The following is an 11,338-nucleotide window of genomic DNA, read 5'->3' as shown; positions in this document are numbered from 1 at the left end:
CTGGAGCGTTACGGGAGGGGCGTGAATATCAAAGCATGTTTGCATGAGGCGCTGGGGCACCCCATGCAACACGTAATTGGGACATAGCCATTTTTATCCCTCCATGGAGACGCAGCCCGATGCAGCAGGAGGGGAATCGCACAAGGAGTTGCAGGATGAAGAATGCCATCGTCAAAGCCCGTTTCGAGGCGGTCAGCCTCGAAGGGGAACAGCTCACCCTCAAGATCGCCATCAAGGCCCCCGAGCCGGATCCACGCTCGGCTGGCGGTGACTGGCGCTGCAAGGTGAAGCTGGCGGGGCTGAGCGACAAGACCTTTATCTACGGCATCGACAGCCTGCAGGCCCTGAGCCTCGCCATCAAGTTTGTCGAGACCGAGCTGCGCGCCTTCTCCGATGCGGGCTGGCAGTTCTACTTGCCCGACTGCCCCGATCACCCCATCGACATGAGCGCCTGCTACTTCCCGGCGCTCTAGCCCGGCCCATCCAAGGAGACCAGATGCACGGACCCGATCCCGCCAATCCCCACCCCATGAACGGCTTCCCCCAGGTGTGCTTTATCAAGAACACCATCAAGGGGCCCAATATCGAGGTGGGTGACTACACCTATTACGACGACCCGGAGGATTCGGCGGGCTTCGAGCGCAACGTCCTCTACCACTTCCACTTCGTCGGCGACAAGCTCATCATCGGCAAGTTCTGCGCCATCGCCCGCGGGGTGAAGTTCATCATGAACGGCGCCAACCACCAGACCTCCGGCTTCTCCACCTACCCCTTCTTTATCTTCGGCAACGGCTGGGAGCATGCCGCCCCCGCCCCGGGCAGCCTCCCTTACAAGGGCGATACCGTTATCGGCAACGATGTCTGGATTGGCTATGACGCCCTGATCATGCCGGGAGTAAAAGTCGGCAACGGCGCCATCATCGCCGCCCGCTCCGTGGTCACCGGTGACGTACCCGCCTACGCCGTGGTCGGCGGCAACCCCGCCAAGGTGATCCGCTACCGCTTCGACGATGACACCATCGCCCGTCTCAACGCCCTCACCTGGTGGGACTGGCCGGTGGAGCAGATAAGCCGCAACCTGCCGCTTATCAGCGGCGGCGAGATAGCCGCGCTGGAAGCGGCAACCCGCTAGAGACGACCACCACGACAACAACATGACCCAGCAGGATAGTAGAAACAACAAAGGGCGCCTTGTCGGCGCCCTTTGGCTTGATGGATATAACTGAAGCCTGCTGGCTTGAGCTGGCGATCAACCGGTGTTGCGCATACCAGCCGCAATACCGGCGATGGTGACCATCAGCGCCTTGTCCAGCTCGGGGTGCAGGGTCTCCGGGTGGTTGCGGGAGCGGTTGAGCAGCTCGGCCTGCAGCACGTTGAGCGGGTCTGTGTAGGGGTTGCGCAGCTTGATGGACTCCTTGATCCAAGGCTGATCCTCCAGCAGATCCCCGCGCGGGCTCAGCTTCAGCACCACCTCGATGGATTCGGCGAGCTCCTGACGCAGCTGTTTGCCAAGGCCCCACAGCTCCTGCGGCACCAGACGGGTGTCGTAGTACTCAGCGAGCCAGACGTCCGCTTTGAGGAACACCATCTCCAGCATTTCGAGGCGAGTGCGGAAGAAGGGCCACTGGGCGCTCATCTCTTCCAGCACCGCCAGCTTGCCGCCGTCGATGGCCTGTTGCAGCGCCTTGTGGGCACCGAGCCAGGCCGGCAGCATCAGGCGGTTCTGGGTCCAGGCGAAGATCCACGGAATGGCGCGCAGGCTCTCGACGCCGCCATTGGGCTTGCGCTTGGCCGGGCGGGAGCCGAGCGGCAGCTTGCCGAGCTCCATCTCCGGGGTAGCGGCACGGAAGTAAGGGACGAAGTCCGGATGACCGCGCACGATACTGCGGTAGTGATCGCAGGAGTCGGCGGCCAGCTGTTCCATCACCTCGCGCCAGCACTCTTTCGGCTTGGGTGGCGGCAGCAGGTTCCCTTCCAACACGGCGCTGGTGTAGAGCTCCAGACTCTTGATCGCCACTTTCGGCAGGCCGAACTTGAAGCGGATCATCTCCCCCTGTTCGGTGGTACGCAGACCGCCGCGCAGGGATCCCGGCGGCTGGGAGAGGATGGCCTGATGGGCTGGCGCACCACCACGACCGACGGTACCGCCACGGCCATGGAACAGGGTGAGGCGGATGTTGTTGGCTTCGGCCAGCCCCACCAGGGATTCCATGGCGGCGTACTGGGCCCAGCCAGCGGCCATCATGCCCGCATCCTTGGCGGAGTCGGAGTAACCGATCATCACATACTGACGACCCTGGATGTAGCCGCGATACCAGTCCACCGAGAGCAAACGCTCCATCACGGCGGTGCCAGCCATCAGGTCATCCTGGGTTTCAAACAGCGGGGCGACCGGCATGCGGAACTTGCAGCCCGCCTCTTTGAGCAGCAGTTGCACCGACAGCACATCGGACGGCGCACCGGCCATGGAGATGATGTAGATACCGAACGCATCGGGGTCGTGCTCAGCGATAACCTGACAGGTATCCAGCGTCTCGCGCACCTCGGCGCTCGGTTCCCAGTCGTGGGGAATGAGCGGGCGGCGAGAGTTCAGTTCGCCCAGCAGGAAGGCCTGCTTGTCATCCTCGCTCCACTCGGCGTAGTCACCCAGACCCAGATAGCGGGTCAGCTCGGAGAAGACCAGCCCGTGACGCTCGCCATCCTGACGGATATCGAGCTTGACCAGATGGATGCCGAAACAGGCGACCTTGCGCAGCACGTCCAGCAGCATGCCATCGGCGATGTTGCCCATGCCGCAGGCGTGCAATGAGTGGTAGCAGAGCTCCAGCGGCTCGCGCAGCTGGGCGGTGGTCTTGACCAGATCCTGGCTCTCGCTCGCCTGGCCCTGCACCTTGGCGGTCAGGTGTTCCTTGGTTTCGCGCAGCGCTTCACGCAGCTCGCGCACCAGCGCGCGGTAGGGCTCGGGGTGATCGCCAACGCGAGCACGCACAGCGTCGGTGCAGTCGGACATGGAGAGCTCGGAAGTGAGCTCCTTGATGTCTTTGTAGAACAGGCTCACCGCCATCCAGCGGCCCAGCTCCAGCACTTCGGCAGTCACCTTGGCGGTGACGAAGGGGTTGCCGTCACGGTCACCGCCCATCCAGGAGGTGAACTTGACCGGCGCGGCATCCAGCGGCAGCCGCACACCCAGATGGTGTTGCAGACGCTCGTCCAGATTGCGCATGAATTCTGGGATGGCAGGCCACAGGCTGTTCTCCACCACGGCGAAGCCCCACTTGGCCTCGTCGACCGGAGTCGGGCGCTGTTCGCGGATCTCGTTGGTATGCCACGCCTGATTGATGAGCTGCTCGATGCGATTGAGGATCTTGTCCCGCTCGCGTGGCAGCAGGTCGGAAAGTTCCAGCGCCTCAAGGCAGTCGTTGAGCTGTACGTGCTTGTGGATCAGGGTGCGACGGGTCACCTCGGTGGGGTGAGCGGTCAGCACCAGATCGATATCCAGCTCGCGCACGGCCTGAATGATGGCCTCTTGCGACAGGTTGGAGGCTTTCAGCTTGTCGAACATCTGCTCCAGCGGGTCCGGGGTGCAGACCTGCTCTTCGCAGCGACGGGAGATGGTGTGGAACTGTTCCGCCACGTTGGCCAGATTGAGGAACTGGCTGAAGGCGCGGGCCACCGGCAGCAGTTCATCATCACTCAGGGTGCGCAGGGTATCGAGCAGACGTTCCCGGTCTGATTCATTGCCCTTGCGGGAGGACTTGGCCAATTGGCGAATGGTTTCGATCTTGTCGAGAAAGGCCTGACCCTGATGATCCTTGATGGATTTACCCAGCAGCTGACCCAGCATACCTACGTTGGCGCGTAGTGCGGCGTACTTTTCGTTCATTCCACATCCTTATCTTGTTGGTGCCTGACACCCATCCGGGGTGCTAGACGACCTCACTTATTGTTGTGCGATTACAACATATGCTCCGTCATCTTAGGGTGACAATCTACCCAGATTGTCTGCGCAAGGTCAAATAACAGGCCGATTCAGAACATGTATTTCCATCACCACTCCACAACCGGCTTGTTATGTAACTTACTTACAGTTTTTACGCCCCTTTCACTGCCGCCGCTACAGGCAAAAACGTCTGATCAGGTGCTGCAAAACCGAGGTGGTCGGCTTGACGAAGGAAAGATCGAGATACTCATCCGGCTGGTGCGCCTGGGTGATATGACCGGGGCCCATCACTATGGTCTCGCAGCCAAGCTGCTGGATAAACGGCGCCTCGGTGCAGTAGTTGACCGACTCGGCGGCGCGGCCGCTCGCCTTTTCAGCTTCGCGCACCAGCACAGAGTCGTCGGCGCAGGCGTAGGCGGGAATGGGTTCATGCAGATGTTGCAGATGCAGGCAGCCCGGCTGGTGGATCTCGATGGGCGACAGCGCCTCTTTGAGCATCCCCATCAACTCATCCGGCCCCACCTGCGGAGTGGGTCGCAGGTCGATATGCAGCTCGCAGCAGCCGCAGATGCGGTTCGGGCTGTCACCGCCCTGAATGTAACCGAGGTTCAGGGTCGGCTGCGGCACGGCAAAGCGGTGGTCGGCATAACGATCTTTCAGATCCTGCTGCAAGCGCAGCACCTGCCCCATCGCCTTGTGCATGATCTCCATGGCGTTGACGCCGTTGGCGGGATCCGAGCTGTGACCGCTCTTGCCGGTAATGCGGATCGCCTCCGACATGTGCCCCTTGTGGGCCACCACAGGCACCAGCCCGGTCGGCTCGCCAATCACGGCGTAGTCGGGTTTGAGTTCGGCCGCCGCAGCGATGGCGCGGGCCCCCGCCATAGTGGTCTCTTCATCGGCAGTGGCGAGAATGCGCAGCGGCTTGGTCAGCTTGGTGAGGTCGATCTCTTTGAGCGCCTCGACGATAAAGGCGAAGAAGCCTTTCATATCGATGGTGCCGAGGCCATAGAGACGGTTGCCCTCTTCGGTCACCTTGAAGGGATCCTTGCTCCACCCCCCCTCATCGAACGGCACCGTATCGGTGTGGCCCGCCAGCAGCAGACCGCCCTCTCCCTGACCGATCGTCGCCACCAGATTGAACTTGCCCGGCAGCTCGGGGAGCTCTGTCACCTCGCACTGAAAACCGAGCTGACCGAACCAGTCAGCCAGCAGCCGGATCACCGCCTCGTTGCTCTGATCCCACTTGGGATCCGTGCTGCTGATAGAGGGAATCGCAATAATATTCTTATAAAGTGAAAAAAAATCCAGATTGGCCATCAGCTCCTCCTTGCGTCCCCGGAATGTTTCTGTTAGAAAATACAAATGCAAAGTGAGTGCATGAATATTCTTTAATTTTACCTGAATATCTGGCTCATCAACAAAGGCTTCTAGTTGTAAGGGAAAGTTAATGTTCTGTCACCTGATCTATAACCGACGACACACACCCGCCTGAATTGCCCCTCCGCACTTGTGTTATCAAGACGGTGCAAAGGGGCGATCGAACACCCTTGTGCACTGCAGCGTCATGCTGTGAATCTCGAACTCTGACTTGGAATATTCAACATGCTTAACACCGTTATCGTCGGTGCCAGTGGCTACGCGGGAGCCGAACTGGCCGCACTGGTACAGAACCATCCACAACTCAAGCTGTTCGGCCTCTATGTCTCCGCCGGCAGTCAGGATGCCCACAAGCGCTTCTCTTCCCTGCATCCCCAGTGGGTCGGAGCCCTCGATCAGCCGCTGCTGCCACTGGACGACGACGGCATGACCCGGATCCTGACCCAGGCCGATCTGGTGCTGCTGGCCACCGCCCACGAGGTGAGCGCCGAGCTGGCCCCCAAGTTTCTCGCCAAGGGGCTGCCGGTGTTCGATCTCTCCGGCGCTTTCCGGGTCAAGGATCAGGGCTTTTACGACAGCTTCTACGGCTTCACCCACGACAGCGAGCAGTGGCTGGATCAGGCCGTCTATGGCCTGGCCGAGTGGAATGCCGATGCCATCGCTACCGCCCAGCTGATTGCGGTGCCGGGTTGTTACCCGACCGCCTCCCTCTGTGCTCTCAAGCCGCTGCAGCAGGATGGCCTGATTGCCAAGGGGTGGCAGCCCATCATCAACGCCGTCTCCGGGGTCTCCGGCGCCGGTCGCAAGGCAGCCATCAACACCAGCTTCTGCGAAGTGAGCCTCAATCCCTACGGCACCTTCAATCACAGACACCAGCCGGAGATCAGCCACCACCTCGGCAAGGAGGTGCTGTTCCAGCCCCACCTTGGCAACTATGTGCGCGGCATCCTGGCCACCATCTATGTGCAGCTGGCGGACGGCGTCACCCCTACGCAAGTGGATCAGGCCTTCCTCAAGGCTTACGAAGGCAAGCCGCTGGTGCGCCTCACCGGCCAGATGCCCTCCATTCGTGGCGTAGCGGGCACCCCTTACTGCGACATCGCCTGGCAACAGCAGGGCAACATGCTGGTGGTGGTCTCTGCCATCGACAACCTGCTCAAAGGCGCCGCCTCGCAAGCCATGCAGTGCATAAATATCAAATTCGGATTTGAACCGGCCACCGGCCTGATTTAAGGACTTAGGAAGGATCTCGAACATGGACAAACAGACGTTGGTAATCAAGCTGGGCGGCGCCCTTATCGAGAACGACGAGGCGCTGACCGCCCTGTTCGCCACCCTCAAAACCTTTCTCGACGAGCAGCACCGTCCGCTGGTGCTGGTGCACGGCGGTGGCTGTCTGGTGGATGACCTGCTCAAGGGGCTGGGTCTCACCTCCACCAAGAAGAACGGCCTGCGGGTAACCCCGTTCGAACAGATCCCCTTCATTGCCGGAGCGCTGGCGGGCACTGCCAACAAGCAGATGATGGCCAAGGCGATCGCCACCGGCATTCCGGCGGTGGGGCTCTGTCTGGCAGATGGCGGCCTCTGTCAGGTGACCCAGCTCGACCCGGATCTCGGCGCCGTCGGCGAGTGCAAGCCGGGCAACCCGGCACTGGTGGCGGGCATCCTCGGTCAGGGTTTCCTGCCGGTGGTGAGCTCCATCGGCATCACCGCCGAGGGCCAGCTGATGAACGTCAACGCAGATCAAGCGGCCACCGCCATTGCCGAGGCGCTCGGTGCCGATCTGGTGATGCTCTCCGACGTGAGCGGCATCCTCGATGGCAAGGGCAAGCTGGTGCCCCAGCTCGACAAGCTGACCGCACTGGATCTGATGGAGAAAGGGGTGATCCGCGATGGCATGGCGGTCAAGGTAGAAGCGGCCCTGCACGCCGCCGAAACCCTCGGCAAGCCGGTCTGTGTCGCCAGCTGGCGTTACCCGGATCAGCTGCTCAAGCTGCTGGCTGGCGGCTCGGTCGGCACTCTGGTCAAGATTGCCGATGGCAATCAGGTCGCTATCTAATCTCCACCGGAACAAGGAACCTCCGATGCAACATCTTCTGAAAGACAGTGATCTGAACAAAGCCCAGATCGAGGCGCTGATTGCGCTGGGTAAAGCAGTAAAGGCCGACCCGAAGAAGTACAGCCAGGCGCTGGCCGGCAAGAGCGTGGTCACCCTGTTCGAGAAGCCCTCCCTGCGCACCCGGGTCACTTTCGACATCAGCATCGCCAAACTGGGCGGCCACAGCGTCTATCTGGATCAGCAAAACGGCGCGCTGGGCAAGCGGGAGTCGGTGAAGGATTTCGCTGCCAACCTGTCCCGCTGGTGTGATGCCATCGTCGCCCGGGTGTTCGATCACCAGACCCTGGTCGAGCTGGCAGCGCACGGCACAGTGCCGGTAGTGAACAGCCTGTGCAACCTCTACCACCCCTGTCAGGGGCTGGCCGACTTTATGACCATTAGCGAACACTACGACGACCTGTCGAAGGTGAAGCTTGCCTACCTCGGTGATGGCAACAACGTCAGCCACTCTCTGCTGCTGCTGGGGGCGACTCTGGGCACCGACGTCACCCTCATCTGCCCGAAAGGCCACGGCCCGGATACCCAGATCTTCCTGCAGGCGCAGGCACTGGCGGCCAAGTCGGGGGCGATCATCCACATCAGTGATGACGTGGCGGATATCGAAGGGTTCGACGTGGCCTACACCGATACCTGGGTCTCCATGGGCGACAACACCCCGATGGAGCTGGTCACCGAGCTCTTTATGCCTTATCAGATCAACCAGGCCCTGCTCGACCGCACCGGCATCCAGCATGTGCTGCACTGCCAGCCGGCGCACCGGGAGCTGGAGATCACCTCGCAGGTGATGGATGGCCCCGCCTCCCTCATCATGGACGAGGCCGAAAACCGGATGCATATCCAGAACGCCGTGTTGCTGACCCTTCTTGGCGGCAAGTAACGCGGCACTCAACCTGAATCACGACCCTTTTATTGAATCATCATCGAATCATCACGGAGAGAAGTAACATGAGCGGAATCAACAAGATCGTACTGGCTTACTCGGGTGGACTGGATACCTCGGCCATCATTCCCTGGCTCAAAGAGCACTATGACGCCGAAATCATCGCCTTCGTGGCCGACGTCGGTCAGGAGCGCGACGATCTGGAAGGGATCGAGCAGAAGGCGATCGCCTCCGGCGCCACCAAGTGCATCATCAAGGATCTGCGGGAAGAGTTCGTCAAAGAGTACGTCTACCCGACCCTGAAGACCGGCGCCGTCTATGAAGGCACCTATCTGCTGGGCACCTCCATGGCCCGTCCGGTGATCGCCAAGGCGATGGTCGAGGCCGCGCTGGCGGAAGGGGCTGATGCTATCTCCCACGGTTGCACCGGCAAGGGTAACGATCAGGTGCGTTTCGAAGGCGCGGTCGCCGCGCTGGCGCCCCAGCTGAAAGTGATCGCCCCGTGGCGGATCTGGGACATGCGCTCCCGGGAAGATCTGCTCTCCTATCTGGAGACCCGCAACATCCCCTGCAAGGCGACCCTGAAGAAGATCTACAGCCGCGATGCCAACGCCTGGCACATCTCCACCGAGGGTGGCGAGCTGGAGAGCACCTGGAACGAGCCCTCCGAAGCAGTCTGGCAGTGGACCGTACCAGCCGAGCAGGCACCGGATCAGCCGGAGTACGTCAAGCTGACCGTGGCGCAGGGTGAAGTGGTGGCCGTTGACGACCAGCCGCTCAGCCCGCACCAGATCCTGATGACCCTGAACGAGCGTGCCGGCAAGCACGGCGTGGGCCGCATCGACATCACCGAAAACCGGATGGTTGGGATGAAGTCCCGTGGCTGCTACGAGACCCCGGGCGGTACCGTGATGGTCGCCGCGCTGCGCGCCGTGGAAGAACTGGTATTGGATCGCCCGACCCGCGCCTGGCGCGAGAAGCTGGGTGCCGAGTTCTCCCACCTGGTCTATGACGGTCGCTGGTTCACCCCGCTGTGCAAGGCCATTGTCGCCTCTGCCAACGCCATCGCCGAAGATCTGGACGGTGAAGTCATCCTGAAGATGTACAAGGGTCAGGTCACCGCGGTGCAGAAGAAGTCGCCGAACAGCCTCTACTCCGAAGACTTCGCCACCTTCGGCGCCGATGAAGTGTATGACCAGAGCCATGCCGAAGGCTTTATCCGTCTCTACACCCTGGCCAGTCGGATCCGCGCCATGAAGGAGCAGCATCAGGCCATCGGTGGCGACCACACCCACGGCTAAGCAAGCGAGATAACCCGTTGATTCCTTTGAGGGGGCATGGCCCCCTCTTCTACAGGCAGAGGGCATAGCCCCTGACCCATCATCAGCGGGTGTGACAAGAGCGGCAGCGCCCCGGCCGCTTCTGTGAGATAACAGGCTCGCAGAAAAACAGGGCATGATTTCAAGTTCGACGGCGCAAGGCGCCGCCGACAACGCATTCAAGGAGAGCAGTATGGCACTTTGGGGTGGACGCTTCAGTCAGGGAGCCGATAGCCGGTTCAAGCAGTTCAACGATTCGCTGCGGTTCGATTACCGGCTGGCGGAGCAGGATATTCAGGGCTCCATGGCCTGGGCCAAAGCGCTGGTGAAAGTGGGCGTATTGACCGCCGATGAGCAGGGCAAACTGCAACAGGCGATGGAGGTGCTGCTCGCCTCGGTGCAGCAGGATCCCCAGCAGATCCTGAGCTCGGATGCCGAAGATATCCACTCCTGGGTCGAGAGCCAGCTGATTGCCGCCGTCGGCGATCTCGGCAAGAAACTGCACACCGGCCGCTCGCGCAACGATCAGGTCGCCACCGACCTGAAACTCTGGTGCAAGGCGCAGGGCGAGCTGCTGCTCGGCTCCATCACAGCCCTGCAACAGGGGCTGGTCGCCTCTGCCCGCGCCAATCAGGCCGCCGTGCTGCCCGGTTACACCCACCTGCAGCGGGCCCAGCCGGTCACTTACGCCCACTGGGCGCTGGCCTATGTGGAGATGCTGGAGCGGGATTATTCCCGGCTGCAGGATGCCCTCAAGCGCCTCGACACCAGCCCCCTCGGCTGCGGCGCGCTGGCAGGCACCGCCTACGCCATCGACCGCGAAGCCTTGGCGCTCGACATGGGCTTTGCCGGTGCCACCCGCAACAGTCTGGATTCGGTCTCCGATCGGGATCACGTGGTGGAGCTGATGCACGTGGCATCCCTCTCCATGACCCACCTGTCGCGCTTTGCCGAAGACCTTATCTTCTACAACACCGGTGAGGCGGGCTTTGTCGAGCTCTCCGATGCGGTGACCTCCGGCTCGTCGCTGATGCCGCAGAAGAAGAACCCGGATGCGCTGGAGCTTATTCGTGGCAAGACCGGCCGGGTGGTCGGCGCCCAGATGGGCATGTTGATGAGCCTAAAGGCGCTACCGCTGGCCTACAACAAGGACATGCAGGAAGACAAGGAGGGGTTGTTCGATGCCCTCGACACCTGGCACGACTGTCTCGACATGGCGGCGCTGGTGCTGATCGATCTGAAGGTCAACAGCGAGCGCACCATGGCGGCGGCGCAGGGCGGCTACGCCAACGCCACCGAGCTGGCGGACTATCTGGTGGCTAAGGGGATTCCGTTCCGTGAAGCGCACCATATCGTCGGCGAAACCGTGGTCTTTGCCATCAGCGTGGGCCGCCCGCTGGAGGAGCTCTCTATCGGCGAATTCCAGCGTTTCAGCCCGGTGATCGAGTTCGACGTCTACCCCAATCTGGAACTGGAAGCGACCCTCGCCAAGCGGGTCGCCAAAGGCGGTGTTGCCCGCGAGCAGGTTGAGGCAGCCCTGACTGCCGCCGAAGCCTGGCTGGCAAAACGCGACTAATTACCGTTAACGTAGAGAGAGGGCACCAGCCCTCTTTTTTTTGGCTATGTCCCAATTACGTGTTGCATGGGGTGCCCCAGCGCCTCATGCAAACATGCTTTGATATTCACGCCCCTCCCGTAAC

The 11,338-nt window shown here is 61.5% G+C and carries 9 protein-coding genes; 7 read left to right on the top strand and 2 right to left on the bottom strand.

The window, feature by feature from the left end; all coding sequences use genetic code 11:
* The first annotated feature begins 155 nt into the window (after positions 1–155).
* Positions 156–473 carry a DUF6968 family protein gene (locus ACW5W8_RS22625; RefSeq protein WP_071914160.1) on the top strand — a complete coding sequence of 106 codons (318 nt, stop codon included), beginning with the start codon at positions 156–158 and terminating at the stop codon, positions 471–473.
* Between the two features lie 23 nt (positions 474–496).
* A complete protein-coding gene (locus ACW5W8_RS22620; RefSeq protein WP_498630590.1) occupies positions 497–1,132 on the top strand; it encodes a Vat family streptogramin A O-acetyltransferase in 636 nt (211 codons plus the stop codon).
* A gap of 117 nt (positions 1,133–1,249) precedes the next feature.
* Here ACW5W8_RS22620 and ppc read toward each other — a convergent pair whose 3' ends face one another.
* Together ppc and argE are read right to left on the bottom strand one after the other, a co-directional pair.
* A complete protein-coding gene (gene ppc, locus ACW5W8_RS22615; RefSeq protein WP_498630588.1) occupies positions 1,250–3,883 on the bottom strand; it encodes a phosphoenolpyruvate carboxylase in 2,634 nt (877 codons plus the stop codon).
* Between the two features lie 231 nt (positions 3,884–4,114).
* Positions 4,115–5,260 carry an acetylornithine deacetylase gene (argE, locus tag ACW5W8_RS22610; RefSeq protein WP_498630586.1) on the bottom strand — a complete coding sequence of 382 codons (1,146 nt, stop codon included), beginning with the start codon at positions 5,258–5,260 and terminating at the stop codon, positions 4,115–4,117.
* 285 nt (positions 5,261–5,545) lie between these two features.
* Between argE and argC the strand changes: the two genes are divergently transcribed.
* From argC to argH, 5 genes are all read left to right on the top strand, one after another.
* On the top strand, positions 5,546–6,553 hold the full coding sequence (gene argC, locus ACW5W8_RS22605) for an N-acetyl-gamma-glutamyl-phosphate reductase (protein WP_021231253.1): 1,008 nt from the start codon (positions 5,546–5,548) through the stop codon (positions 6,551–6,553).
* A 22-nt stretch (positions 6,554–6,575) separates the two neighbouring features.
* A complete protein-coding gene (gene argB, locus ACW5W8_RS22600; RefSeq protein WP_498630584.1) occupies positions 6,576–7,379 on the top strand; it encodes an acetylglutamate kinase in 804 nt (267 codons plus the stop codon).
* A 25-nt stretch (positions 7,380–7,404) separates the two neighbouring features.
* The gene (locus tag ACW5W8_RS22595; RefSeq protein ID WP_498630582.1) at positions 7,405–8,316 is read left to right on the top strand and encodes an ornithine carbamoyltransferase; all 912 of its coding nucleotides are present in this window, start codon (positions 7,405–7,407) and stop codon (positions 8,314–8,316) included.
* A gap of 68 nt (positions 8,317–8,384) precedes the next feature.
* Complete coding sequence (locus ACW5W8_RS22590; RefSeq protein WP_498630580.1) at positions 8,385–9,620, top strand: argininosuccinate synthase; 1,236 nt, start codon at positions 8,385–8,387, stop codon at positions 9,618–9,620.
* A gap of 211 nt (positions 9,621–9,831) precedes the next feature.
* Positions 9,832–11,214, top strand: a complete 1,383-nt coding sequence (gene argH / locus ACW5W8_RS22585; protein WP_498630592.1) for an argininosuccinate lyase — start codon at positions 9,832–9,834, stop codon at positions 11,212–11,214.
* Positions 11,215–11,338: the final 124 nt, after the last annotated feature.

The sequence above is a fragment of the Aeromonas aquatilis genome, assembly GCF_054052405.1.
Note: the sequence above shows the minus strand (reverse complement) of the source record. Positions and strands in the feature narration are given on the sequence as shown.

Coding starts and splice junctions, on each gene's coding strand:
- ACW5W8_RS22590 (WP_498630580.1), top strand. CDS start 8,385: ATGAGCGGAATCAACAAGATCGTACTGGCTTACTCGGGTGGACTGGAT.
- ACW5W8_RS22595 (WP_498630582.1), top strand. CDS start 7,405: ATGCAACATCTTCTGAAAGACAGTGATCTGAACAAAGCCCAGATCGAG.
- ppc (WP_498630588.1), bottom strand. CDS start 3,883: ATGAACGAAAAGTACGCCGCACTACGCGCCAACGTAGGTATGCTGGGT.
- argC (WP_021231253.1), top strand. CDS start 5,546: ATGCTTAACACCGTTATCGTCGGTGCCAGTGGCTACGCGGGAGCCGAA.
- argB (WP_498630584.1), top strand. CDS start 6,576: ATGGACAAACAGACGTTGGTAATCAAGCTGGGCGGCGCCCTTATCGAG.
- argH (WP_498630592.1), top strand. CDS start 9,832: ATGGCACTTTGGGGTGGACGCTTCAGTCAGGGAGCCGATAGCCGGTTC.
- ACW5W8_RS22620 (WP_498630590.1), top strand. CDS start 497: ATGCACGGACCCGATCCCGCCAATCCCCACCCCATGAACGGCTTCCCC.
- ACW5W8_RS22625 (WP_071914160.1), top strand. CDS start 156: ATGAAGAATGCCATCGTCAAAGCCCGTTTCGAGGCGGTCAGCCTCGAA.
- argE (WP_498630586.1), bottom strand. CDS start 5,260: ATGGCCAATCTGGATTTTTTTTCACTTTATAAGAATATTATTGCGATT.